This is a genomic window from Bifidobacterium sp. LH_512, from assembly GCF_056356435.1.
On record NZ_JBKEUE010000001.1, the window covers coordinates 1,203,358 to 1,227,370 of the forward strand.

At 57.9% G+C, this 24,013-nt stretch carries 24 protein-coding genes; 7 read left to right on the forward strand and 17 right to left on the reverse strand.

Annotated features, from left to right (window positions below):
• Positions 1-135 precede the first annotated feature (135 nt).
• Positions 136-1,101: a tyrosine recombinase XerC gene (locus AC1AWD_RS05175; RefSeq protein WP_476564254.1), complete on the reverse strand. Its 966-nt coding sequence runs from the start codon at positions 1,099-1,101 to the stop codon at positions 136-138.
• A 262-nt stretch (positions 1,102-1,363) separates the two neighbouring features.
• Between AC1AWD_RS05175 and AC1AWD_RS05180 the strand changes: the two genes are divergently transcribed.
• A complete protein-coding gene (locus AC1AWD_RS05180; RefSeq protein WP_476564256.1) occupies positions 1,364-1,621 on the forward strand; it encodes a DUF6725 family protein in 258 nt (85 codons plus the stop codon).
• Positions 1,622-1,805: 184 nt separating this feature from the next.
• Here the strand turns inward: AC1AWD_RS05180 and AC1AWD_RS05185 are convergent, their stop codons facing one another.
• From AC1AWD_RS05185 to infC, 13 genes are all read right to left on the reverse strand, one after another.
• Complete coding sequence (locus AC1AWD_RS05185) at positions 1,806-2,891, reverse strand: prephenate dehydrogenase (RefSeq protein ID WP_476564258.1); 1,086 nt, start codon at positions 2,889-2,891, stop codon at positions 1,806-1,808.
• The gene (locus tag AC1AWD_RS05190) at positions 2,885-3,955 is read right to left on the reverse strand and encodes a prephenate dehydratase (protein WP_476564260.1); all 1,071 of its coding nucleotides are present in this window, start codon (positions 3,953-3,955) and stop codon (positions 2,885-2,887) included. The genes AC1AWD_RS05185 and AC1AWD_RS05190 overlap by 7 nt, the downstream gene beginning before the upstream one ends.
• Positions 3,952-4,659, reverse strand: a complete 708-nt coding sequence (locus AC1AWD_RS05195; RefSeq protein WP_476564262.1) for a hypothetical protein — start codon at positions 4,657-4,659, stop codon at positions 3,952-3,954. The genes AC1AWD_RS05190 and AC1AWD_RS05195 overlap by 4 nt, the downstream gene beginning before the upstream one ends.
• Before the next feature lie 393 nt (positions 4,660-5,052).
• On the reverse strand, positions 5,053-6,981 hold the full coding sequence (gene typA / locus AC1AWD_RS05200) for a translational GTPase TypA (protein ID WP_476564264.1): 1,929 nt from the start codon (positions 6,979-6,981) through the stop codon (positions 5,053-5,055).
• A 175-nt stretch (positions 6,982-7,156) separates the two neighbouring features.
• Positions 7,157-8,527, reverse strand: a complete 1,371-nt coding sequence (locus AC1AWD_RS05205) for an MFS transporter (RefSeq protein WP_476564266.1) — start codon at positions 8,525-8,527, stop codon at positions 7,157-7,159.
• Positions 8,528-8,630: 103 nt separating this feature from the next.
• Complete coding sequence (locus tag AC1AWD_RS05210; protein WP_476564268.1) at positions 8,631-9,461, reverse strand: NUDIX hydrolase; 831 nt, start codon at positions 9,459-9,461, stop codon at positions 8,631-8,633.
• Positions 9,462-9,567: 106 nt separating this feature from the next.
• Positions 9,568-10,161, reverse strand: coding sequence for an SMC-Scp complex subunit ScpB (gene scpB, locus AC1AWD_RS05215; protein WP_476564270.1), 594 nt, complete (start codon positions 10,159-10,161; stop codon positions 9,568-9,570).
• Positions 10,161-11,063 carry a segregation and condensation protein A gene (locus AC1AWD_RS05220; RefSeq protein WP_476564615.1) on the reverse strand — a complete coding sequence of 301 codons (903 nt, stop codon included), beginning with the start codon at positions 11,061-11,063 and terminating at the stop codon, positions 10,161-10,163. Before AC1AWD_RS05220 ends, scpB begins: the two co-directional genes overlap by 1 nt.
• 99 nt (positions 11,064-11,162) lie before the next feature.
• Positions 11,163-12,026 carry a ParA family protein gene (locus tag AC1AWD_RS05225; RefSeq protein ID WP_476564272.1) on the reverse strand — a complete coding sequence of 288 codons (864 nt, stop codon included), beginning with the start codon at positions 12,024-12,026 and terminating at the stop codon, positions 11,163-11,165.
• A 170-nt stretch (positions 12,027-12,196) separates the two neighbouring features.
• Positions 12,197-13,264, reverse strand: coding sequence for a site-specific tyrosine recombinase (locus AC1AWD_RS05230; RefSeq protein ID WP_476564273.1), 1,068 nt, complete (start codon positions 13,262-13,264; stop codon positions 12,197-12,199).
• Between the two features lie 348 nt (positions 13,265-13,612).
• A complete protein-coding gene (gene rplT / locus AC1AWD_RS05235) occupies positions 13,613-13,996 on the reverse strand; it encodes a 50S ribosomal protein L20 (RefSeq protein ID WP_476564274.1) in 384 nt (127 codons plus the stop codon).
• 56 nt (positions 13,997-14,052) lie between these two features.
• Positions 14,053-14,247 (reverse strand): 50S ribosomal protein L35, encoded by a 195-nt coding sequence (gene rpmI, locus AC1AWD_RS05240; protein WP_476508242.1) that lies wholly within the window; start codon positions 14,245-14,247, stop codon positions 14,053-14,055.
• A 41-nt stretch (positions 14,248-14,288) separates the two neighbouring features.
• The gene (gene infC, locus AC1AWD_RS05245; RefSeq protein WP_476564277.1) at positions 14,289-14,966 is read right to left on the reverse strand and encodes a translation initiation factor IF-3; all 678 of its coding nucleotides are present in this window, start codon (positions 14,964-14,966) and stop codon (positions 14,289-14,291) included.
• 376 nt (positions 14,967-15,342) lie between these two features.
• Here infC and AC1AWD_RS05250 point away from each other — a divergent pair, with 376 nt between their 5' ends.
• From AC1AWD_RS05250 to ybaK, 3 genes are all read left to right on the forward strand, one after another.
• Positions 15,343-16,101 carry a thiamine diphosphokinase gene (locus tag AC1AWD_RS05250; RefSeq protein ID WP_476564279.1) on the forward strand — a complete coding sequence of 253 codons (759 nt, stop codon included), beginning with the start codon at positions 15,343-15,345 and terminating at the stop codon, positions 16,099-16,101.
• Positions 16,102-16,299: 198 nt separating this feature from the next.
• Positions 16,300-17,358 carry a type I glyceraldehyde-3-phosphate dehydrogenase gene (gap, locus tag AC1AWD_RS05255; RefSeq protein ID WP_476564281.1) on the forward strand — a complete coding sequence of 353 codons (1,059 nt, stop codon included), beginning with the start codon at positions 16,300-16,302 and terminating at the stop codon, positions 17,356-17,358.
• Between the two features lie 415 nt (positions 17,359-17,773).
• Positions 17,774-18,274: a Cys-tRNA(Pro) deacylase gene (ybaK, locus tag AC1AWD_RS05260; RefSeq protein ID WP_476564283.1), complete on the forward strand. Its 501-nt coding sequence runs from the start codon at positions 17,774-17,776 to the stop codon at positions 18,272-18,274.
• Between the two features lie 50 nt (positions 18,275-18,324).
• On the opposite strand, the gene AC1AWD_RS05265 is transcribed toward ybaK, so the two are convergent.
• Positions 18,325-19,350: a 4-hydroxy-3-methylbut-2-enyl diphosphate reductase gene (locus AC1AWD_RS05265; protein ID WP_476564285.1), complete on the reverse strand. Its 1,026-nt coding sequence runs from the start codon at positions 19,348-19,350 to the stop codon at positions 18,325-18,327.
• Positions 19,351-19,648: 298 nt separating this feature from the next.
• Between AC1AWD_RS05265 and AC1AWD_RS05270 the strand changes: the two genes are divergently transcribed.
• Together AC1AWD_RS05270 and AC1AWD_RS05275 are read left to right on the forward strand one after the other, a co-directional pair.
• Positions 19,649-20,596 carry an aldose 1-epimerase family protein gene (locus tag AC1AWD_RS05270; protein ID WP_476564287.1) on the forward strand — a complete coding sequence of 316 codons (948 nt, stop codon included), beginning with the start codon at positions 19,649-19,651 and terminating at the stop codon, positions 20,594-20,596.
• Between the two features lie 136 nt (positions 20,597-20,732).
• Positions 20,733-20,807 carry a 50S ribosomal protein bL37 gene (locus AC1AWD_RS05275; RefSeq protein WP_476508394.1) on the forward strand — a complete coding sequence of 25 codons (75 nt, stop codon included), beginning with the start codon at positions 20,733-20,735 and terminating at the stop codon, positions 20,805-20,807.
• A 236-nt stretch (positions 20,808-21,043) separates the two neighbouring features.
• Here the strand turns inward: AC1AWD_RS05275 and AC1AWD_RS05280 are convergent, their stop codons facing one another.
• Together AC1AWD_RS05280 and AC1AWD_RS05285 are read right to left on the reverse strand one after the other, a co-directional pair.
• Positions 21,044-21,388 carry a hypothetical protein gene (locus tag AC1AWD_RS05280; protein WP_476564289.1) on the reverse strand — a complete coding sequence of 115 codons (345 nt, stop codon included), beginning with the start codon at positions 21,386-21,388 and terminating at the stop codon, positions 21,044-21,046.
• Positions 21,385-22,131 carry a sigma-70 family RNA polymerase sigma factor gene (locus AC1AWD_RS05285; protein WP_476564617.1) on the reverse strand — a complete coding sequence of 249 codons (747 nt, stop codon included), beginning with the start codon at positions 22,129-22,131 and terminating at the stop codon, positions 21,385-21,387. The genes AC1AWD_RS05280 and AC1AWD_RS05285 overlap by 4 nt, the downstream gene beginning before the upstream one ends.
• A gap of 272 nt (positions 22,132-22,403) precedes the next feature.
• Here AC1AWD_RS05285 and AC1AWD_RS05290 point away from each other — a divergent pair, with 272 nt between their 5' ends.
• A complete protein-coding gene (locus tag AC1AWD_RS05290) occupies positions 22,404-24,005 on the forward strand; it encodes a UDP-N-acetylmuramoyl-L-alanyl-D-glutamate--2,6-diaminopimelate ligase (protein WP_476564290.1) in 1,602 nt (533 codons plus the stop codon).
• Positions 24,006-24,013: the final 8 nt, after the last annotated feature.

Here is a 24,013-nt window from a genome sequence, read left to right on the forward strand (position 1 = left end):
ACTCGTTGTAAAGACTTTCATATGTTAGCCGCAAGGGGCACCAAATTCGAACCGTATACCGTCACAAGTCAAGACACATCGCAAAATTATCACATAATGAACATTAATTGTTCGGATATTAAAATTTTGAAACGTTCAGGCGCGCGGAAACGCCAAACCATACCGCGCCTTCAACTGTTCGACCGACACATGCGTATATCGCTGCGTCGTTTTCAGCGACGAATGCCCCAACATCTCCTGCACTTCACGCAAATCCGCACCACCATCCAACATATGTGTGGCCGCGCTATGCCGCAACGCATGCGGCCCTATATCGGGAACGCCTGCCGAGCGGGCATGCGCATGCACGATATCGCGCACCACACGCTGGTCGATTCTCGCTCCCCTCGCACCGACGAATAGCGCATCGCCAGCAGGTTTTTTTGCCAAACGAGAACGGCCGGCGTCAATCCATTGCCGTAAGGCCGAAGCCGCAGGTACACCAAACGGAACGACACGCTGCTTGTTGCCCTTACCCGTCACCTTCACCGTGCGATTATCAAAATTTACGTCGCCGACGTCAAGACCAACCAACTCCCCCACACGAATCCCCGTCGCATATAGCAATTCCAGCATCGCGGCATCGCGCAACCGCACCGCAGACTCTTTTATATACGTATCATCACACTGCGTATCATGCGTATCACTTTGCGACTTCTCCGACACTGCGCGCACACCATCATGCGCGTCCTCCTCGGCACGATCCATCAAATGCGACGCCTGTTCCTCGTTCAACACAGCCGGCAACGCATCGGGAATCTTCGGCGTCATCAACATGCAGGCAGGATCCGAGGAGATCACATCATGCTCATGGCACCATGCGAAAAATCCGCGAACGGCTACCGTTTTACGCGCCATACTGCTGCGCGCATGAGAACGCGAGGCCGCCGCCATCCATGCGCGCAAATCTTCAAGTGTCACTTCGTCAAGCGATTCGGCACCCATCCGTGCCAGCGCCTGCAAACATTCGACGATATCCGATTCGTAGGCTTTGCGCGTGTTGTCGCTTAATCCGCGATTCGCTTTGAGATACAGCAGGTAATCATTCACATGCGATTGCATGAACGCACTCCCCTTCTTTGTGGCAGCCATGCTGACGCGGCGACGACTTATGCCGCGCACATACGATGCATGCGGCGACATCTTATACGCGCGGAAATGAAAGCCCACGAATTCCGCGGCCTCAGGCGTACCATATACACTAGATCGCAATTGAGACGGCGCGTCATCCGTCGAGTCGGCAGCGACGCCGGCGAACGATTGAGTCGAACGGCTTTACGCCATGGCCGCCCCTGGCGTACGACCAAACGATGGAGGAGGTAATATGACAAGGCTGCCCAATGAAATTCCGACAGGTGCACGCATCGTCGTCAGAACATGCGACGGCATCGATCCGAGCGATAATCGCATGAAATTCCGCGATTATGTAGGGCATGTGCTGTCGTGGGACGGCGAAACCCTCGATATGATGCGCGACGCGACGCCGGACGGCAGGCGTCCGGAACAGCGGGTCAAAATCAACGCGGATTCCGTCGTCACATTGAAACCCGTACCGGAGCGTCGTTTCCCGCAGCCGGCATGACGGTCGGCGTAATACGAATCGAGGGCAACCGTCATATGCGGTTGCCCTCGACGTTTCGCGCGCGGTATTGCGTTTTACTTTATGCATTTGCTTGTTGCTTTGTGTACTGGTGACTGATTGCCTGCGCCTGATTTCTTGTGACGTGTGCCTGTAATTGCCGTCACACATGTGCACATATGTACTGTTACAGCGCGGATGTGACACGCACTTCGAATTCGTGGTCGCTGCGGATCGCCATAACGTGTTCGCCTCGCAAGGCGGATTGCAATAACGCCTGTTGCCAATCGTCGGCGGGAATATGCAAGACGTGATTGCCTTCCGTCCGATTGGACGATTCCTGCGGTTGCCGCGCTGCCCGCGATTGCTGAGAGGCAGGTGCGTGCGCGGCTTGCTTGTACGTGCGGAAGGGATCGCCGTGGGAGAAGAATTCCAGCCATTCGGGCGGTACGCCGCCAGTTTCGCGCATATCATGCAGCATGTCGGCGGCGGCGGTCAAGCGCGAGGCCATATTGCGCAATAGCGCTTCCACATTCGCCGAATCCTCTTCGATCATCGCGCGCGTGCGATCGGGGTCGGTCAGTGCGACGCGCGTCATATCACGCCAGGATCCTGCGGCAAGCGCTGCGGCGACATTACGCTGCGGCGCATCGACGAGCTCGTTGATCATCGCCGTCGAAACGGCGTGCGGCATATGCGAAATCAATGCTGCGGCCTCGTCGTGTGTGCCGTCGTCGAGCACGATGATGCGGTTGCCGACTTTACCCACGACCATGCGCGCCACGGCAAGGAAACGTTGATACGCGGTGTGCCTATCGACCGTCAACGCCCAAAGCGCATCGTCATACAGTGCGGGGTCGGCCGCAGCCCAGCCGGAAAGCTCATTGCCCGCCATCGGATGCGCGCCGACATAGCAATCCGACAATCCCGCCGCCTTGACCTGCTCGCGCACCATGCCCTTGACGCTGCCGACATCAGTAAGCGTTGTTGTATTGCGATTGATTACCGTCGACAGACGCTGCAGTATATCGGGCATCGCCTTAAGCGGATTGCACAGGACGATGATATCGGGATTTGACCGGGCCAATGCTTCCAGCGTCGGCATACAGGTGATGCCAGCCCGCTCGGCGGATTCGTAGGGGCGCGGATTATGGTTCCACGCCAACACCTGGCAGGCACGACCGGTGAGACGACGTGCCAGTGAACCGCCAATCAGGCCAAGGCCAACAATACCGACGGTGGTTGTATTGTTGCTGTTTGCGACTTCTACCACAGCAATTCCCTTCTCGCTGCCGACGTGTTCCCCCAGAATGTTTCGTTCCGCGGCAAACCGTTCATCCGCACGCCGCCTTCGGGCAGCATCCACGCGTCAACCGGCGGATTCGGTCGTTCGCGACGCGGATATACGGCCAATGTTTTCACCCAATCGCCGTGTTCGACGATTTCGATGATCGCATCACGGAAGCGGGATTCCCATGGCGCGGCATCGACGGTGGCGATGAAGCTGTACGTGCCGTCATGGCCTTTGATCGGACGCGAAATGAAGCTGGTCATATTGAGACCGCGATCGCGCAACACGTCCAGCAGATTCGCCAAGACGCCCGGACCTGTGACCAACGGAATGAACGTGATCACCGACTCGTATTCGTTAACGGTGGAAGCATCGCCGGCACAGGGCTGTGCATCGGATTGCGCTTGCGATGCGGACCGTGTCGCACCGCGCATACTATGCAGTATCGCAGCGGCTTCGTCGCGTCGTGCCAATACCAGGAATTCCGTGTGGCCGCCGGAATAATCCTGCACGGCGGAGCCGACGCGATGCAAACCGTACAAATCACCGCAGATTGCAGGGCCGAGCGCCACCTGGCCGGGCTGTATATCGCGGCATGCGGCCGCATTCGACGAAGCCGGCTCCGACTGCAGATTATGTTCGGCGGCGAAACGGCGGCATTGCGCCAGACCATGCGCGTGCGCGGTGAGCTGCGTGCACTCCTCCAGCTTCTGACCGGGAAGGATGAACGCGTCGAAATCCACGTTCACTGCGACACGCGCGAAGCCAACGGCGTCGGACGCGTCGATCAGCATGTCCAGATTCGGAACGACATAGCCTTCGACATTATTCTCCCAAGCGACCACACCCCAGCCGTCACCCTGCTGAACGGCTTGCATAATGGAAGGAACGTCAGAAGCAGCAATCGGTTCGATGTCACTGCTTGAGGCATCGCCAGCATCAACGTCTGAAGCAACCGACGACGCAAGCATTTCCGCCGCATTCACGGCGGCCTGATGAGTGAACGTGCCTCGAGGCCCCAAATAATACAATTTGCGTGCGCTCATCGTACGGTCTCCTCATCTGCTGCGGCGATGCCACATGGCGCGGCATCGCTTGTAGTGGCATCATCTTGCGTTACGCCAGCATTATTGTGCGACACATCATCATCCGCATCATCCGGCGTATCCGTTTTCTGCATTGCAACGGCTTCGCGCGGCGGCATCACAAACCAGCGGGACGGCAACGTCACCATAATCATCTGCACAATGGTGACGCCAAACAACCATATGTATGCGGCATACTCGCTGAAAAACGGCAGTGGAATGGTGAATCCGACCGGCAGCATCGCGTCGCCGCCCGGACCACGCATCGCCATCATCCACACTGCACCTGACGAAGCGATCAAATGCAAGCCGATGCCGATCACACCGCTGCGTGAACGCGCGCACCATGCGGAAAGGCCGACAATCAGGAAGGCCAGCACAAGACCATACGGAATATTCTGCGCGGCGCCCATGCGGTGCGCCGCCGTGCCGATAATGCCGACAGCGATGCCGCTTAACACCGTAATCAGCATTTTGACGCCGACGCGCTGCCGATGCGACCATGGCAACAGCGAAAGGTCGGTCTGCCGGACGTCACCGTTATGCTGGGCGTCGGTATTTTGGCTGGCGCTCTTCTTGTTGACGCTCCCCTGATCGGCATTCGTACCGGAATTCTGGATATTCTTCTGGCTGGTGTTCTGGTCAACGGAAAGCGGCAAAGTCATAGCCCCAGTATGCCACAGCACCCCACTTGTGTTCGCATCCTCGTCCAAACCACGCATCCTGCCCTCCCATTTCGTAAAAACCACGTGGTTCTTACGAACAAGCCCTCCAAACAGGCCCTAAAACGTAAAAACCACGTGGTTTTAACGAAACAGCCGGCTTAATAGGGGCAAAACTGTCAAAACCACGTGGTTTTTACGAAACAGGTCCTCAAGCAGGACCGGAAAATGGAATAACAGTACGGGGATTACATTGTGCAGGGCTTTTGGACCCTGGGAATGTAATTCCCCGTACTGTTATTTCGGATTAGGACGCCACATCAGGCTTTACGCTCCGGATTAGGGCGCGAAGTCGGATTGGAACCCAGATTTGAACCGAAGCGGCGACAGTAAAATTCACTTGCCGTTCTGGGCGTTCTGGCGACGCTGCTTGGCGCGCCACTTGTACCATTCTTCGCGGTTGAGGATGATCTTGCGCACGCGGATGGATTCCGGCGTGACTTCCACGCACTCGTCTTCGTTGGCGAAGTCGAGCGACTCTTCAAGACTCATCTTGATCGGCGGGGTCAGGGTTTCCAGCACGTCGGCGGTGGAGGAACGCATGTTGGTCATGTGCTTGGCCAGCGTGATGTTCACGTCCAGCTCTTCCGGCTTGTTGTTCACGCCGACGACCTGGCCTTCGTACACCGGGGACTGCGGTTCGACGAAGAAGTTGCCGCGGGCCTGCAGACGCTGCATGGCGTACGGGGTTGCGACGCCCTTACGATCGCAGACCATGGAGCCGTTCTGACGGATCGTGATCTGGCCGGCCCACGGAGCGTAGCCGGCGGAGATGGAGGATGCGATGCCGGTGCCGCGGGTCGCGGACAGCAGTGCGGTGCGGAAGCCGATCAGGCCGCGGCTCGGCACGGTGAACTGCAGGCGGACCCAGCCGGAACCGTGGTTGGACATGCCATCCATACGGCCCTTGCGGTCGGCCATTAGCTGGGTGACAGTGCCCATGTACTCGTCCGGCACATCGATGGTGGTGTTTTCCATCGGCTCGCAGATTTCACCGTCGATGGTCTTGGTGACGACCTGCGGGCGTCCGACGGTCAGCTCGTAGCCTTCACGGCGCATCTGCTCGGCGAGCACGGCCAGCGCCAGTTCTCCACGGCCCTGCACTTCCCAGGCGTCCGGACGCTCGGTCGGCAGCACCTTGATGGACACGTTGCCGATGAGCTCGCGGTCGAGACGGTCCTTGATCATGCGGGCGGTGAGCTTATGATCCTTGCCTTCGGTGCCGGCCAGCGGGGAATCGTTGATGCCGAAGGTCATGGAGATGGCCGGGTCGTCCACGTGGATCAGCGGCAGCGGACGCGGGTCGGCCGGATCGACGATGGTTTCGCCGATCATGATGTCGTTCACGCCGGCGACGGCGACGATGTCGCCCGGACCTGCGGATTCGACCGGAGTGCGTTCCAGGCCCTGCGTGCGCAGCAGCTCGGAGACGCGGAAGTTTTCAATGGAGCCGTCCACACGGGACAGGCCGTAGGTCTTGCCTTTTTCCAGCGTGCCGTTGTAGATGCGGACCAGGCCCAGACGGCCGAGGAAGTCGGAGGAGTCGATGTTGGCGACGTGGGCCTGCAGCGGCGCGTCCTCGTCGTATTCCGGAGCCGGAATATTGGAGATGATGGAGTCGAACAGCGGTTCCAGATTGTCGTTGTCCGGCAGCCCACCGTTGGCCGGCTGGTTGACGGAAGCGTAACCGGCCTTGGCGGCGCAGTAGATCACCGGCAGATCGAGCAGGGAGTCGAGGTCGAGGTCGATGCCTTCTTCGATGACGTCCTGGGCCAAGCCCAGCAGCAGGTCGGAGGCTTCGCCGACGACTTCTTCGATACGGGCGTCCGGACGGTCCACCTTGTTCACGCACAGGATGACCGGCAGCTTGGCTTCGAGGGCCTTGCGCAGCACGAAACGGGTCTGCGGCAGCGGGCCTTCGGAAGCATCGACGAGCAGCACGACGCCGTCGACCATGGAGATGCCGCGTTCGACTTCACCGCCGAAGTCGGCGTGGCCCGGGGTATCGATGATGTTGAGGGTGATGCCTTCCGGGTGGCCGTACTTTTCTGCCAGCGGGCCGTTGTACTGCACGGCCGTGTTCTTGGCGAGGATGGTGATGCCCTTCTCGCGTTCCAGATCGTTGGAATCCATCACACGATCCGGGACCTCTTCACGCTCGTTGAACACGTGGGACTGCTGGAGCATTGCGTTCACCAGCGTGGTCTTGCCGTGATCGACGTGTGCCACAATAGCTACATTTCGGATATCACCGCGAACCGCCATCGAAACCTCTCTTAATCGATTATTGCGTAACTGTCCGTACTGGAATGATTTGCTGAACCTGTACTCACACACAAACCGACATAAGCATAGCGACATGTGTTGACGGGCGCCGCCTATCAACGGCTACGCCCGTCAATGTCAATTCACACAAGACGCCAATGTGTATCGGCAGCGCTCAGTCTTCCAATTCCAGGCCCTTGCGCTCGGGCAGGCACAGTGCCGCCACGCAGGCGAGGATGAAGGCCACGGCGAACACGACGAACGCGATGGTCTTGTCGCCGCCGGAAATTCCCAGGAACCATGGCATCATCAGCGGCGCGATGATGGCGGCGGCACGGCCCACGGCGGCGGCCGCGCCGGAGGCGGCGCCGCGCAGACGCGTCGGATAGATCTCCGGCGTCACCGCATACAACACGCCCCACGCTCCGAGGTTGGAGGCGCTCAGCAGCATGCCGAACACGAGTACCATCGCCACGGAACCGGCCTGCGAGAACGCGAAGGCGGCTACGGCGGAGACTGCGAGGAAAACGCTCAAAGTTTTGCGGCGTCCCCAGATCTCCACCAGCCATGCGGCAAGGAAGTAGCCGGGCAGCTGCGCGATGGAGATGACCAGCGTGTAGCCGAAGGATTTGGTAAGGGATCCGAATTCGTCGGCCAGGAGGCTCGGCATCCACGTGAATGCGCCGTAATAGGAGAAGTTGACGAAGAACCAGGTCGCCCAGATTGCGATGGTGCGGGCCAGATACTTGTTGCCGAACAGTTCGCTGGTGCGAATCTTCGGCAGCGCCATGCCCTTCGGGGATTCGACGGGGGTTACGCCACCGGCGGCTTCGAAATAGCGCACGGCCTGTTCGGCTTCCTCATCGCGGCCCTTCGCTTCGAGAAAGCGCACGGATTCAGGGATATGGATACGTGTGACGATGGCGTACAGCAGCGGCAGCGCGCCGATGGCGAGCGCCCAGCGCCAACCCCAGTCGCCGGTGTTCGGGATGACGAAGTAGCCGATCATGGCGGCGATGATCCAGCCGATGGCCCAGAAGGATTCGAGCAGGACGGTCATGCGGCCGCGCTGTTTGGTCGGTGAAAATTCGGAGACCAGTGTTGAGGCGACTGGCAGTTCGGCGCCGAGACCGAGGCCGATGATCAGTCGTGCGCCGAGCAGCATGCCGAGCGACCAGGATAGCGCCATTGCGCCGTTGGCGATGCCGAAGATGACGAGGGTTGCTGTGAATACGGTTTTGCGTCCTACGCGGTCGGCGATGTAGCCGCCGAGGGCGGCTCCGATGGCCATGCCGACGAAGCCGATGGACAGCACCCACGATTTTTCGGTGTCGGTCAGGTTGAAATGCGGGTCGACTGCGATTGCGGCGACGACGAAGGAGACGAGGCCGACGTCCATGGCGTCGAAGGCCCAGCCGATGCCGGATGCGGCGAGCAGCTTGCGATGCGCTTTGTTGAACGGCAGCCTGTCGAGGCGTTCGTTGCGGGTCAGCCGCTGCGGGGCGGCCTGTGCGGCTTGCGCCGCTTGTGTTGATGACTGTGCCATCATCATTCCTTCTCTTGAATGTGGCCGTGGTGTTGCACGGCTATGACGATGACGCACGACTTTGAGCCGATTACGGCATTGGCGTGGCGTGGTTGGACGCGTTTTACGGCATCAGTGGGCTCATCGCATCATCGATATGCGATGAGCCGACAGCACCGTCGGTCGACGGATTCGCGGAACTGCTTGGATCCGCCGGATTGTCTGGCGTTTCCTCTTGGAAAGGCTTCCACGCGGTGATGCTTTCCCGTGCCGGGGCGTACCGGTAGACGCATGCGGGGCGCGATTTGCCTTCGCGCAGTTTTTCGCCGGTTTCCTCCAGCTCGCCTGATGCGAGCATTTTGCGGCGGAAGTTGGCCAGGTCGATGGTCTGGCCGGTGATTGCCTCGTATACGTCATGGAGTTGGCGCAGCGTGAAGGTTTCACCGACGAGTCTGGTCGCGATTTCGGGATACTCGATGCGCGTACGCAGCCGCTGCAACGCGTAGTCGACGATTTGCCGATGGTCGAAGGCCAGTTCGGGCAATTCGTCTTCCGGGAACCATGCGACGTTGTCGTTTGCCGTGAGGTCTTTGGCTTCGGCGCGGCCGACCAGCGCCCAGTACACGACGGACACCATGGGCAGTCCGCCATGCGAGCGGCCCGGCTCTCCGAAGGTGTAGAGCTGTTCCAAATATTTCGGATGCAGGTCGGTGGTTGATTCCAATGCCTGATAGGCGGATTCCTCCAAAGAGCGATCCGCCCTGAGCTTGCCGCCGGGCAGGGCCCAGGCGCCCAGGAAGGGTTGCCTGACTCGTTTGACCAGCGGCATCCAAAGACGGCCACGGCCGGATGATGCGGCACCATCCGACACTCCCGGCTCCAACGCCAAAATGACTACGGAAACGCCGACTTCCGGCGATTGTGCGCGTCGTTCCGAAACGTTGCCGAATACCATGGCTCTCCTTTCATCATCTAGCGTCACTCGTGTCGTCATGCACGAGTGTACCACTTATAGTCATCATGACTATAAGTGGTACACGTTATGTGGTCACATATCGGAATCACAGGGTCGAATCATCGTCGACGCCTTCCAGCGCCGGCATGAACGGCGCCAAATCCGGCAGATCATCCAACGAATTCAATCCCATTTTTTCCAAGAACATATCGGACGTCGCCAGCAGTGTCGCATGAGAATCAGCGTCATAACCGTCCTCGCGAATCAGCCCGCGAATCATCAATGTACGGATCACGCCATCCGAATTCACGCCGCGAATCGACGCGACCCGCGCGCGCGTCACCGGCTGCCGGTATGCGATGATCGCCAACGACTCTAGCGCCGCCTGGCTCAACGTCGTCTCGCGGCCCTCCGCCGCAAACAGCGAAGCCACATCCTCATATTCCACGCGGCTCGTCAAACGCCAACCTTTCGCCGTATGACGCAACGCAAAACCACGCGCACGAACGCCACGCGCGGCATCGCCGTCATATTCATCCTGCAAACGCAGCAATGCATCGCGCACAAGCCGCACGTCCACGCCCAACACCTGCGCGAATTCCTGCGCGGAAACCGGACGGTCGGCCACCATCAGCACCGCTTCAATACGAGCGTCGATATCATCGTTGCCCATCGCCCTATCCATCGTTGCATCCACCATCAAAACTGCATCTCCCCTACATCCAAATCGTCAGCCTGCGTCCAATCCGTCTTTTCCCAACGCAAATGCAGGCCGGCGAACGGGCCGTCCTGACGAAAACGCAGCACGCCCTGCTTGAAAAACGCGAGCACCGCCAAAAAACGTGCGACGACTTCGGCCTGATCATCGGCATCTTCAATAAGCTGATCGAACGTCATCGAATCGCCCTCGCCGAGGCCACTCAACCGTTCGCGCACAACACGGGCCTGCTCGCGAAGATCAGCCAACGGCACATGCAACTGACGCAACGGCATGCTCGGCCGTGACGGCGCCGACGAGAAGGCCTTCACCGCAAGCAACGCCAAATCCAAAGGCGACGCCTTCCACACCAATTCAGGCAGCGGCTTCGATTCCCGCCAATCACAGGATGCAGGATGCGCAAACCAGCCGCTGTTGGCGTCCAAACGGGCGCGAAAATCGGAGGCCGCCTGCTTGAAGGCACGGTATTGCAACAATCTGGCGAACAGCAGATCACGCTCGCGAAGCGCCTCGGCGGCGTGGCCATCATCGGCGCCATCGCTCGCAGAGGGCAGCAGCGTCGCGCTTTTCGTCTCAACCAACACCGACGCGACATCAATGAACGCGCTGGCCTCATCCATATTGCGCGAGGCGTCGAGACCACGCACATAGTTGAAGAAATCCTCGGTGATCGTCGACAGCGCGACTTGGGAAACGTCAAGACGGCGCTCGGCGATCATCGATAGCAGAACATCAAACGGCCCGGAATATACGTCCAGATCGACGCTGAAACCGATTTCGTGGGTATTATCAGAGACCTTATCCGCTTCACCACCAGCAGGCGCGTTATCGTCGCGCGCACCATCAGTGTAGGCATCACCGGAGTACGCATTATCAGCGTGCATGCCAGAAGCAGACGCGTTGCCGGACGGGGGAAAAACATCATTCATCGCAGCGGCATCGCCCGCCCCGGCGATGTCGGCGGACGGAAAACGTTGCGTCATTCAGGCAATCACGCCCTCGGCAATCAGCTCACGCGCCACCTCACGATATTCCTTCGCGGTTTTATGATTTGGCGCGTAAATCGTGATCGGAGCGGCGGCGACGGTGGAATCCGGCAACTTGATCGAACGAGAAATCACCGAATGGAACACCTTGCCCTGGAAGGCCTCATAAATACGCTGCAGCACTTCCTCGCAATGCAGCGTACGAGTAAACATCGTGACCAGCACGCCATACACCTGCAATCCCGGATTAATGCGCATCTGCACTTTTTCAATCGACTGCATCAGCAGCGCCACACCACGCAGCGCGAAAAATTCGGCGGCGACCGGAATGATGACGCCGTCGGCGGCGGTCAGCGCATTCACCGTCAACAGGCCCAACGACGGCTGGCAGTCAACGATGATGACATCGTATTCATCGCGCACCTGGCGCAGCACGCCGGCAAGCACCTGTTCGCGTCCGACCTCGGTGACCAGCTGCACCTCAGCGGCGGAAAGATCGATATTGGCCGGCATGATGTCAAGATTTTCGAATTCGGTGTGATGAATCACCTCATGCGCGTCCATACGCGGATTGAACAACGCGGTATACACAGTGTCTTCCACCGTATTCGCATTAATACCAAGGCCTACTGTGGCGGCACCCTGCGGATCGAAATCAACAATCAGCACACGACGGCCATACTGGCTCAACGCGCCAGCAATATTGATGGAGCTGGTGGTCTTGCCGACGCCACCCTTCTGATTACACATGGCGATGACCCGCGCCGGCCCGTGCTGATGCAACGGCTCCGGGGCAGGAAACGTTTCATAATCACGTCCAAGCAAATCCGTAGGCATACTGTCAACCTTATCAATATCCATAGCTCACAGCGGACTGCCGAAAGCCGTGTCGAAAATGTGTTTCACAGTTTGTTCCCCAACAAACCGGATCTCTCCCAACACCACATCGCATACTCCGCCATGCGTCAACCAATCATACTGCACATCAGGAGTTCAGCAACGGCCGTGTTCCGCATAAGCTTCGGACATATTCAGCGTGCACGAGGATGGGCCGTCAAATACGTTTCAATCAGGCTTTCCGGACTGATATGCGTGTAGATCTGCGTTGTCGTCACCGAAGCGTGGCCGAGCAGTTCCTGTACCGTTCTCACATCGGCGCCACCCTGAATCAGATGCGTGGCGAAGGAATGGCGCAGCGTATGCGGATGCAACGGTTTGGCAATATGCGCGCGTTCGCCCGTGACCTTGATGATTTCCCACACGGATTGCCGTGACAGACGTTTGCCGCGCTTGTTCAGAAACACCGCCCTGCGCTCATGCGCCGACTTGGCTTTGTTCTCCAATATGTCGCGACCATTGTTGAGATAGTCAAGCAATGCGGCAACTGCGTATCTGCCGACCGGCACCAAACGTTGCTTCGAACCTTTGCCGGTAAGACGAACGACATGTTCGTTGAAATCGATGTCGTTCATATCGACGTCGACCGCTTCGGAAACGCGCGCGCCCGTCGCATACAGGAATTCCAACAATGCCTTGTCACGCAACATTACCGCGTATGCAAAAGGAGATGCCGTGATTTTTGCGTCGCCACCGGCAACATCGTCGACAGCACGATCATCAGGGGCGCTGTCATCAGAACAATCGTTGTCAATCGCGCCATCAGCAACGCCATCATCGACGGAGGCGCGCCTTGCGACCGGCATCGCCGCATCCAATAATCGCGTCACTTCATCAATCGACAGCACATCCGGCAGCGTATCGGCGCCTTTCGGCGCTTTCACAGAAGAGGAGACATCATCGGAAACAGCCTTCTCAGCCAATGCAAAACGATGAAATGCGTGCAGGCTCGCCAAGCGGCGCGCCTTGCTGCGGGCGCTCTCCCCCGCAGCATCCAATGTGGCGACGTAATCCTCAACATCACCGGTTTTCACGTCGTTCAAATCATCGATACCACTGGCCTGCAGCCAGTCAATATAGCGGTTCAAATCAGACTCGTATGCAGCGACCGTCGCTTTCGACAGGCCGCGTTCCACATCGATATGCGCGAGAAACTGCGTCAGCAGCTGATGGAGGGCGTCGTATGATCCGGCATGAGGCATGGACATAGAGTATATACGCACATACTCACACGCATACGCACACTGCAACACCATTATGGTCACATTTGCTGAAGAAAACCATGTACATCAGCAAAAGTGACCGAAACAAGGTTCGAAAACGGTCACATCTGCTGAAGAAAAACCACCCCACCAGCAAAAGTGACCGAAACGAAAGCTAAAAACGGTCACATTTGCTGAAGTAGACGGAGGAAAAGCGAGCAGGAGGAATGGACATGCAGGCAGACAGCAGATGGACAGGGGAATGAAATAAAAAATCCCGGGAGGTGCATATGCGGCACCATACCCAGGATTTTCGAGAAGTTTGGCTTAGCTTGGCAGCTATGCGACTCAGGCTTCGACCGGAGCGTTCACATCGGCCGGCAGAGCAGCCTTGGCCTCAGCGACGATGGCCTTGAAGGTTTCCGGATCGGAAACGGCCAGCTCGGCGAGAGCGCGGCGATCCAGCTCGATGCCAGCGAGGTGCAGGCCTTGGATGAAGCGGTTGTAGGTGATGCCTTCAGCGCGGACGGCAGCGTTGATGCGCTGGATCCACAGCTTGCGGAAGTCGCCCTTGCGAGCCTTACGGTCGCGGAAGTTGTAAGTAAAGGAGTGCAGCAGCTGTTCCTTGGCCTTGCGGTACAGGCGAGAACGCTGACCGCGGTAACCGGAAGCGCGTTCCAGAACAACGCGACGCTTCTTGTGGGCATTCACTGCGCGCTTGACACGTGCCATAATCTATTTCCTCAGCTTTCTATGTACGTCTAATTTGTCGACTCGTCGCGAGCGGTTCAGCGACCGAGCAGGCCCTTCATGCGCTTGACCTGGTTCGGAGCGAGCACCTCATCGGCCTTCAGAGCGCGACGCTTGCGAGCGGACTTGTGCTCGAGGTTGTGGCGCATGCCGGAGCCGGCGTGCACAAGCTTGCCGGAGCCAGTGACGCGGATGCGCTTGGAAGCGGCGGAATTGGTTTTCATCTTCGGCATTGCTGCCCTCCTTGTTTGTTACTTCTGTTCGGAAGTCGTTATCATTCAGCGCCGGCCACTGCGGCCTTTGCTTCTGCCGCAGCCTGCGCCTGAGCTTCCTGCTTGGCGGCCAAGCGTGCCGCCTGACGGGCCTGACGCTCTGCACGGGACTGATCGCCACGACGACGCTGCTCGGACTGGGTGTGCACCTTCTTGCCCTTCGGCGCAAGCGTCATGATGATGTTGCGACCTTCCTGCTTCGGTGCGAATTCGATGGTGCCGTATTCCTGCACTTCGTCGGCGAGACGACGCAGCAGCTCGACGCCGCCGATCGGACGGGACTGTTCACGGCCACGCAGCATGATGGTGACCTTGACCTTGTCGCCGCCGCTCAGGAAACGCACGACATGCCCCTTCTTCACTTCGAAGTCGTGGTCGTCGATTTTCAGACGGAAACGAATTTCCTTGATTTCGGCCGTGCTCTGGTTACGGCGAGCTTCACGAGCCTTGATCTTCTCGTTGTACTTGAACTTGCCGTAATCGATAAGCTTGGCGACCGGAGGCTTCGCGTTGGGCGCCACCTCGACGAGATCGAGGTTCGCTTCCTTGGCCAGGTTCAGTGCGACGGAAGTCGCGATGACTCCCACCTGTTCGCCGTTCGGACCGATCAGGCGTACCTGGGAGACGCGAATCTCGTCGTTAATGCGTGGTTCGTCGCTGATGATGACTCCAATCCTCATAAGTTCTCTCAGCGGGCCCCGGACGGATGTCTTACAATCACTTCGAATTCACGGCAACACAACATCATGCGAACGTTTCAAATCCGCATCACACCATGCAACGTCGTTCACGACGCTCCACTCGACTCCGACCACTTGGGAACTTTTATGGAAAATCGAAAGGCTGTTGCCTTGAACCCGAAGCCCTGAAAGGCTTCCAGGTGGGGTTGCCCCGCTTTCTTGATTTCTCAAGCTTCAAAGATAATACCACATGCCCCGACTTCTGCGTGTCGCAGGCGCTGCAGCGCATCCGTCCAGCATAGTCAGGTCCGAATCACGCATCGCACGCCATAGAGAATCACGCATCGCACGCCATAGAAAACTACACTGTCGCAGTATGACAGCATCACAAGAATCCACGACCTGCGTCATCTTCGCAGCAGGCGAATACTATAAGGACACCCCACGCATCCCCGACGGCGCTTTCATCATCGCCGCCGACGGAGGCCTTGACCATGCCCGCGCACTGGGCATCGCCGCCGACCTTGCCGTCGGTGATTTCGACTCGTTGCAGGGCCACCGGCCCGAAAGCGGCGAGCACACCATCGCATTGCCGCCGGAAAAGGACGACCCCGACATGCTGTCGGCGTTGAAGATCGGGTGGGCGCACGGCGCGCGCGAATTCCATATTTACGGTGCGCTGGGCGGGCGCATCGACCACACCATTTCGAATATTCAGCTGTTGGCGCTGTTGGCCGAGCGCGGAGCAATCGGGTTTCTGTATGGAGACGACTACGTCGTCACCGCAATCTGCGATGGCGACCTGCGATTCGCCGCCAACGATGTGAAGCCCGGCAGGATGGTGTCGGTCTTCTCCCACGGCGACGTGTCAACCGGTGTCAATGAACGTGGCCTGAAATACCAGCTGACCGACGCGACAATGAACAATACGAAAGTCAATGGCGTAAGCAATGAATTTCTTGACGGGGGCGCCGCTTTGATCGGCGTCGAACATGGCACATTAATTGTGACCTTCCCGATTGAGGCGCCGCTGCCGACCGTGACGCGCCGTCATGCGTTCTCGGGAGACTTGGGACGACTGGATACTTCGGTTTCGCAGGCGTTGACGCTCAGGCAGGCTGCAAACGCCGCATGAAACAAGGTGACGATGCGCATAACGGTTTTCGGGCGACGAAATCATGTGAACGTTCACTTATGAATCGTTCTTTATGTGGAAAACACCCCGAAAAACGTTGCTGGAAGTACAGGTAGCGCATTAGAGTATGGATTGTTGGTAACAAATGGCCTCATTACGTCATCGACGTGCGAGGTCGGATCCCTAAGGGAGAACTACATGACAGTTAAGATTGGTATCAACGGCTTCGGTCGTATCGGTCGTCTCGCTTTCCGTCGTATCTTCGAGCTGCAGCAGAAGGGCGGCCAGGCTGGCGACATCGAAGTCACCGCCATCAACGATCTGACTTCGCCTTCGGCCCTCGCCTACCTGCTGAAGTACGACAGCACCCATGGCACCTTCAAGCACGTCGACGGCACCCCGGTCGAGGTTTCCGCCACCGAATCCGCCATCGTGGTGGACGGCAAGGAATATCCGGTCTACGCCGAACCGGATGCAAACAACATCCCGTGGGTCAAGAACGACGGTGTTGAGTTCGTGCTTGAGTGCACCGGCTTCTACACCTCCGCTGAGAAGTCCCAGGCTCACCTGAACGCTGGCGCCAAGAAGGTCCTGATCTCCGCTCCGGCCAAGGACGCCACCACTCCGACCGTCGTCTACGGCGTGAACCATGAGATCCTGAAGGCTGAAGACAACATCGTCTCCGCCGGCTCCTGCACCACCAACTCCATGGCCGCCATGGTCAAGCTGCTCAACGACAACTGGGGCATCAAGGTCGGCTTCATGACCACCGTGCACGCCTACACCGGCACCCAGATGATCCTCGACGGCCCGCGTGGCAAGAAGAACGGCCGCGACCTGCGCGCCGCCGCCGTCAACACCATTCCGCACTCCACCGGTGCCGCTAAGGCCATCGGCAAGGTCGTTCCGGAAGTCAATGGCAAGCTGCAGGGCCACGCCCAGCGCATCCAGGTTCCGGACGGCTCCATCACCGAGCTGACCACCGTTCTGGAGAAGCCGGCCACCGCCGACGAGATCAACGCCGCCTTCAAGGCCGCTTTCTCCGACTGCGAATACTACGGCTACAACGAGGATGGCATCGTCTCCGGTGACATCGTCGGCGACACCCACGGTGGCGTCTTCGATCCGACCCAGACCGACGTCAACGAAGTGGACGGCACCACCATGGTCCGCACCGTTGCCTTCTACGACAACGAGTACGGCTTCACCTCCAACATGGTGCGTACCCTGATGTACTTCGCCGAGATCTCCGAGTGAGTCAACTGATTCCAACGGAGTTCTGACATAAAAAAGGCTCTCACGGCTACGCGTGGGAGCCTTTTTCGCATTCATTGGGCCTTCTGTGTCCCACATGCGTTCCCGTCTGCACTGATCTACGCAGACGAATATTCCGATTGCGACGGTTTGCGGAGCCTATAACAGGCCTGACCTCCGCATTCCGTCGCGAACCGACCTATTGGTGACGGTTTGCGGAGCTTAAAAAGCACCCGACCTCCGCAAACCGTCACGACACGCTCCTATTGCGACGGTTTGCGGAGACAGCCCACGTTTTGACCTCCGCATTCCGTCGCAGATGACAGACAGCAGACAGCACCAGCCAACAGCAACCAATCACGCCATTCAGCTCCACACAACAACACGGATATACAACAGGCGCCTATGATGGGGAGTCATGGCAAAGAAAAAGAAGGGCGCGGGTTCAACTCCGGCGACGGTCGAGCTGGAGAAGGCCGGCATCGCGTTCACCATATACGAATACGAACATTCCAACGATCATATGGATGATGGCTATGGTATTGAAGCGGCCAAGAAACTGGGATTCGACGAACACCAGGTGTTCAAAACACTGATGGCCGACACTGGCAGCGAACGCGTGGTCGGCGTTGTTCCGGTCAGCGGACACATGGATTTGAAGGCGTTAGCCGCAGCGGTCGGCGCGAAGAAGGCGGCTATGGCCGACCCGAAGGTGGCGATGCGCGAATCCGGCTATGTCGTCGGCGGCATCTCCCCTCTCGGCCAGCGTACGCACCATAAAACCGTTCTTGACAAAAGCGCGCTGCAATATGACACGATTCTGGTATCGGGCGGCAAACGCGGCTTTTCGATTGGCGTCAATCCCAATGACCTGTTGAAAGTGCTGGATGGCGTGGCCGCCCCAATCGGCACGTGGTAAATGTGGTAATAAAATGCCCAAGACTTAGGTCCTGGGCATTTTCATATCAATTATCGTCGCAATTCCGCCGGCAACACGAAATGCATATTCTCTTTAATCGTTTCAACAGTAAACACGCGATCATATCCCCACTGTTTCAGCGTATTGATAACGCCCGCCACCAATTCATCCGGCACGGACGCTCCCGATGAAACGCCAACGGTCTGTACGCCTTCAAACCACGCAGCATCCAATTCGGACGCATCATCCACGCGATATGCGCGACCATGGTTTCCGTTTCCCCCGTCGATGGGTGTGTCGACAGACGCGCCGTCATATCGCGCATTCAATCCTTCCTGCGCAACCTCCATCAATCGCACGGAATTCGACGAATTCGCCGATCCGACGATCACCACGCAATCCGACTTTTCCGCCACCAATTTGACTGCGGCCTGTCGATTCGAAGTCGCATAGCAGATGTCGGAATTCGGCGGCATCTGCAACCAAGGGAAGCGCGACTTCAATGCGGCGATCGTATCAGCCGTCTCATCAACGCTTAATGTCGTCTGCGTGAGCAGCACCAACTTCGTGGATTCGTCAAAATCAAGCTTTTCGACATCGCAGGCATGTTCGATCAGGTGCACATGTTCCGGCGATTCACCCACCACGCCAACGGCTTCGTCGTGGCCGTTATGACCGATATAGATGATTTCGTAGCCTTCCCGAACGAATCGCAGCACTTCGCGATGCACTTTGCTCACCAGCGGGCAGGTCGCGTCGATGACATGCAGGCCACGTGCATCGGCCTGTTCGCGCACTTCCGGGGATACGCCGTGCGCGGAAAACACAATGGGGATGCCGGCCGCGGCCGCCTTGTCGGGGACTTCGTCAAGCTCTTCGACGAATACGGCGCCCTGTCGGGCCAACTCCTGCACAACATGACGATTATGGACGATTTGTCTGCGCACATATACCGGAGGCAATCCGTCAGGGAGCGACGCGTCGACCGCTTTGAGAATCGTCTGCACAGTCAGGATCGCGCGGTCCACTCCAGCGCAGAAACCGCGCGGATCAGCCAGAATAATGCTGCCCATCATCGTCCTTTCGTCATGGTCTCCGACCATAGTAGCGTGCCATATTACATTGTTCGCCGCAATATGCCGATGCGATATCGCGAGGATGATGATTTTTATGCTGCTTCGATGCGCGAGGATTCGTTGATGCGAAGGCACGATATGACATCGTGATATTGCGATGACATGACACGACAGCATGAATGATTTCATCCGGAATATTGCGTACCATGGCTGTGAGCGATAACAATCGTTGCTGTCGATAGTGTGACAGCATGCCTACGCGGCAACACGACACAACACAACATAGGAGTGATTTATTATGTCGACTCTGCCTCCCCGCACTGGTCAACAGTACGCGGTTTCCTTCGGCGACTACAAGGCCGTCATCACCGAATTGGGCGCAACGCTGCGCAAGTTCACCTATAAGGGCGAAGATCTAATCGTTCCGCTGGGAGCCGACGACATCGTCTCCTGCTGCCATGGTCAGATTCTGGTCCCGTTCCCGAACCGTATCGAGGGTGGCGTCTACACCTTCGACGGCACGACGTATACGCTGCCGATCGATGAGCATGAAATGAACAACGCCATCCATGGTTACGGCTACCGCTCGAATTGGAAGCTGGAAAGCCTGACCGAGGATTCCGTCACCCTGAACTGGCGCGTGCCGAATATGGCCGGCTACCCGTTCGATCTCATCGTCACCGCCACCTACACGTTGGCCGAAGACGGTCTGCATATCACCATCAGCGCATATAACAACGGCGGCAAGCGCGCTCCATGGGCTTTGGCAATCCACCCGTGGCTTGCCAACGGTCTTAACGGCTACGGCGACGAAATCGACGGCCACAATGCACAGTGCAGCCTGGCCCTTCCCGGCAACACGCACGTCACCGTCAATGAAAATCTGATTCCGACCGGCACCGAGCCGGTTGACGGCACCAAGTACGATCTGCGAGGCGGTGTCAAGCTCACCGAGCAGCCATTCGACGACGCCTGGACCGATCTCGATCATGATTCCGACGGCACCGTAACCGCAATCTTCACCCGCCCGGATGGACTGACGGTACGCATCGGCGGCGATGAAACCATCACATCCTTCCAGGTGTGCACCGGTACCGGATTCCCGGCTTGGCAGCATCCGGCCGGCGTCGCCGTCGAACCGCAGACCGCATACGCGAACGCATTCAACACCGGCAACGAACTGATTGTCATCGAACCGGGTAAAACCTCCTCCACATCGCTGTTCATCGGCGCCGTCACCGAGTGAGTTCCCGTTTGGAATCCGCTAAAATTCCAACCATGCGAGCACAGCGTCAACGCGCATCGACAAAAACGATTTGTAAACGTCCTGTCGATGTGCGATAATCCCGAAGGCTTATTAATCGTAAGTAAAGGAGTCCATCATGGGCATGCGCGGACGCAAGCGCAAGGATCGTCGTAAGAAGGCCGCTAACCACGGCAAGCGCCCGAATTGCTGAGATCCTTGTTCGGTGTAACCCACCAAACAAAGCATTAAAGAACCCTCGGAATGCAACACATTCCGAGGGTTCTTCTTATCCAGTCATCCAACTGACGGCGGTCTTGCAGTAACCGTGCGGCTCGCCCGCAACGGTGGCACCATACGCGTCACAGTCCCACAGCAGCAACCGCCGATTTCACACTGTCACCAAGTCAACAACTTTGCGCCGGCAACGATCGGACACCACCATCAACTTCACACGTGTCGCTGCTTTCTCTCATCGCAGCAACAATGATCCAGCGTCGCATGCAACCGCTCCAACAGACATTCCGGCGCCTGCTGTGGCCTCAAATATGCGCGCATCATCTTAATCAGCGCTTTTTCACGTTCATCGCAGCAGGTTTCCGGATCAAAGCAGTCGCCGTATCGCGCAATAAGCTCGGCGCAATCCCCGGAAAAATCAGCACGAGGCATCTGGGATGAGTCAGCGGGCGTATTGGCATAGGCCGTCGAAGAAACGCGCACTTCGGTCTGTGTGACGCCATCGCAATCGCGCTGAATAATGCGGACATGCTCGCATCGTTCAATCGGGCCGTTCATGACCGCTCCTTCCTGTTGTGTGCTGCCGACACTGTTGACGTCGCAGCCGCCAAGCTCTTCTCCATTCCATTATCACTGTTTATCGCGTGCGCGGAGTTCGCGGATAGTGAATTCACCTCGGTATTCGCCTCAGCATTCATTTTGGAATCCGCTTTCGCGTTCGCTTTTGAAGCGGCAGCAGGCTTCCCGTACCCGCGCTCCCTTGCATACGCCGCCAATTCGCGCTTCAGCTGCGTGCGTGCACGATTCAATCGGCTCATCACCGTACCGATTTTGACACCTTGCTCATCGGCAACCTGCTGATACGACTTGCCATCAATCGCCGCGTCGATGAACACCTGCCGGCGCTCCGGCGTCAGGCGTGCGAGCGCCGCCATGATCTCCTCGGGGGCGAATCCGTCCAGATATGTGTCTTCGGCGGATTTAAGGCCTTCCCCGCTGTGCGCGGAAGCGGAATAGATATCCCAATCGTCGTATTCGCCGGTGGAATCGTTGGCTCGCTGCGGGCGTCGCTTCGCTTTGGCGTACTGGTTGAAGTAGGCGTTGCGCTCGATGGTGGTCATCCACGCTTCGAAATTCGTTCCTTCCTCAAATGAGTCGAAGGCTTTGAATCCTTTTTCGAACGTGTCCTGCACCAGATCCTGCGCGTCGTCGGGATTGTTGGTCAGTTTCATCGCCTGCCGGTACAGGGCGTCGACGGCAGGCATGGCCAACCGTTCAAATCGCGCCCTTCTGTGCGCCATGGTCTCGGTTTGCTCATTCGTCACGTGCCCCATTGTATCGGGGCGTCTGCTCCGCCAAACGCCCCGACGCGCCATACAACCCGCGCTCTCAAAACTGTCATAACAGTACTGATGTGACAGTTTCAAGCCCCGCAGGCCCCATTCCGTCATACCAGTACTGATATGACGGAATGGAAGGCGGCATGTAAGCCAATTCGGAAGCCGACACCATGAAACACGCACATGTCGGACTGTAGAATTGCTAGTCGGTACGAATTTAAGGGAGACATGTCATGCCTTTGACTTTGCAATCCGCTGCGGCGCTGCTGGACGAACATCATCTGCTTCGTGAGATCATTCACGGCGACGTCTGGACCATGGATGCCGACGCCATCGAGGGCGCCAACGCTCCGTTCGACGCGATCACATACGACACCAGGCAGGTGGAGCCCGGCACGCTGCTGTGTTGCAAAGGTCGCTTCAAGGGCGAATATTTGACTGATGTTGACGCGCATGGTTTGGCCACATATGTTGCCGAAACCGATTTTTCGCAGTACACCACTGCTCCCGGCCTGATCGTCGACGACGTGCGTAAGGCGATGAGTCTTCTGTCCGCCGCGTTTTACGGCCGCCCGCAAGACGAGCTGACGGTGATCGGCATTACGGGCACGAAAGGCAAAACGACGACCGCCTACTTCACGCACGCGTTGCTGAACGCGTATTCACACGGCAAGGCCGCGCTGTTTTCCTCCGTCGACAATTGCCTGGACGGCCACACCTATACCGAATCCGATTTGACAACACCGGAGTCGATGGATGCCTTCCGCATGATGCGCACCGCCTCCGACAATGGCATGCGATATCTGGTGATGGAAGTTTCCTCGCAGGCGTACAAAGTCAATCGCGTGTACGGCCTGACCTTTGACGTGGCCGCGTTTTTGAATGTGTCGCCCGATCATATCAGCCCAATCGAGCATCCTACTTTCGAAGATTATCTGCATTGCAAACGTCAAATCGTGAACAATGCGAAATCACTGGTATTGGGCACCGGTTTTGAACATGCCGATTTGATTATGCAGGATGCGCGGCGTTGCGGCATTCCCGTTACGATGTTTGCGCTTGATACCGCCCACGATGATGCCTGTGCAGGCACCGCTTCTGATGACGCCGCCGCTATTGCCGACGCCGCCATCGCGCATCGCGTTATCACACGTCCTCTTGATAACGCGCATACCACGTTTGCAATCGATTGCGACGACCGTAATGTGGGGCAAATCAGCCTGTCGATCGACGGCGATTTCAATTATGCGAATGCCGCCGCGGCGATTGCCATCGCGAAGGCCGCCGGCATTGCTATCGAGGATTCGGACGCGCTGCATGCAATGGAATCGGTGCGTATCGCCGGCCGTATGGAACATTTTCAAGATCCACAGTCGGATACTGTCGCAATCGTCGATTACGCGCATAATTACCTGTCGACCACGGCACTGCTGGATTATGTCGAGCAGCGCTATGGCGACCGCGATCCGCGCATCACGCTGGTTACGGGATCGGCAGGCAATAAGGCGGTTGACCGCCGTAAGGAAATCGTCGATGCGGCGCAGCATCGCATCGAACGCCTGATTTTGACATACGAGGATACCGATACCGAGCCAGTTGAACAAATTTGCTGCGACATGCTTGGCTATGTCGTCAATCCAACGCTTGACGCGTCGATTATTCTTGACCGCACGCAGGCCATTGAAACCGCGGTGCAAGAGGCCCGCGACGATGCCGAAAGACTTGATGTCGTGCTGGTCATCGGCAAGGGCGACGAACGTTGGGTCAAAGCGTTGAACAAGCATGTGCCGTATGAAGGCGACGACCGTGTGATCGCACGTGTGTTCGGCATGTGACGGAGGAA

Coding starts and splice junctions, on each gene's coding strand:
- AC1AWD_RS05175 (WP_476564254.1), bottom strand. CDS start 1,101: ATGCAATCGCATGTGAATGATTACCTGCTGTATCTCAAAGCGAATCGC.
- AC1AWD_RS05180 (WP_476564256.1), top strand. CDS start 1,364: ATGACAAGGCTGCCCAATGAAATTCCGACAGGTGCACGCATCGTCGTC.
- AC1AWD_RS05190 (WP_476564260.1), bottom strand. CDS start 3,955: ATGAGCGCACGCAAATTGTATTATTTGGGGCCTCGAGGCACGTTCACT.
- AC1AWD_RS05195 (WP_476564262.1), bottom strand. CDS start 4,659: ATGACTTTGCCGCTTTCCGTTGACCAGAACACCAGCCAGAAGAATATC.
- typA (WP_476564264.1), bottom strand. CDS start 6,981: ATGGCGGTTCGCGGTGATATCCGAAATGTAGCTATTGTGGCACACGTC.
- AC1AWD_RS05205 (WP_476564266.1), bottom strand. CDS start 8,527: ATGGCACAGTCATCAACACAAGCGGCGCAAGCCGCACAGGCCGCCCCG.
- AC1AWD_RS05210 (WP_476564268.1), bottom strand. CDS start 9,461: ATGGTATTCGGCAACGTTTCGGAACGACGCGCACAATCGCCGGAAGTC.
- scpB (WP_476564270.1), bottom strand. CDS start 10,161: ATGGTGGATGCAACGATGGATAGGGCGATGGGCAACGATGATATCGAC.
- AC1AWD_RS05220 (WP_476564615.1), bottom strand. CDS start 11,063: ATGCACGCTGATAATGCGTACTCCGGTGATGCCTACACTGATGGTGCG.
- AC1AWD_RS05225 (WP_476564272.1), bottom strand. CDS start 12,026: ATGGATATTGATAAGGTTGACAGTATGCCTACGGATTTGCTTGGACGT.
- AC1AWD_RS05230 (WP_476564273.1), bottom strand. CDS start 13,264: ATGCCTCATGCCGGATCATACGACGCCCTCCATCAGCTGCTGACGCAG.
- rplT (WP_476564274.1), bottom strand. CDS start 13,996: ATGGCACGTGTCAAGCGCGCAGTGAATGCCCACAAGAAGCGTCGCGTT.
- rpmI (WP_476508242.1), bottom strand. CDS start 14,247: ATGCCGAAGATGAAAACCAATTCCGCCGCTTCCAAGCGCATCCGCGTC.
- infC (WP_476564277.1), bottom strand. CDS start 14,966: ATGAGGATTGGAGTCATCATCAGCGACGAACCACGCATTAACGACGAG.
- AC1AWD_RS05250 (WP_476564279.1), top strand. CDS start 15,343: ATGACAGCATCACAAGAATCCACGACCTGCGTCATCTTCGCAGCAGGC.
- gap (WP_476564281.1), top strand. CDS start 16,300: ATGACAGTTAAGATTGGTATCAACGGCTTCGGTCGTATCGGTCGTCTC.
- ybaK (WP_476564283.1), top strand. CDS start 17,774: ATGGCAAAGAAAAAGAAGGGCGCGGGTTCAACTCCGGCGACGGTCGAG.
- AC1AWD_RS05265 (WP_476564285.1), bottom strand. CDS start 19,350: ATGATGGGCAGCATTATTCTGGCTGATCCGCGCGGTTTCTGCGCTGGA.
- AC1AWD_RS05270 (WP_476564287.1), top strand. CDS start 19,649: ATGTCGACTCTGCCTCCCCGCACTGGTCAACAGTACGCGGTTTCCTTC.
- AC1AWD_RS05280 (WP_476564289.1), bottom strand. CDS start 21,388: ATGAACGGCCCGATTGAACGATGCGAGCATGTCCGCATTATTCAGCGC.
- AC1AWD_RS05285 (WP_476564617.1), bottom strand. CDS start 22,131: ATGGCGCACAGAAGGGCGCGATTTGAACGGTTGGCCATGCCTGCCGTC.
- AC1AWD_RS05290 (WP_476564290.1), top strand. CDS start 22,404: ATGCCTTTGACTTTGCAATCCGCTGCGGCGCTGCTGGACGAACATCAT.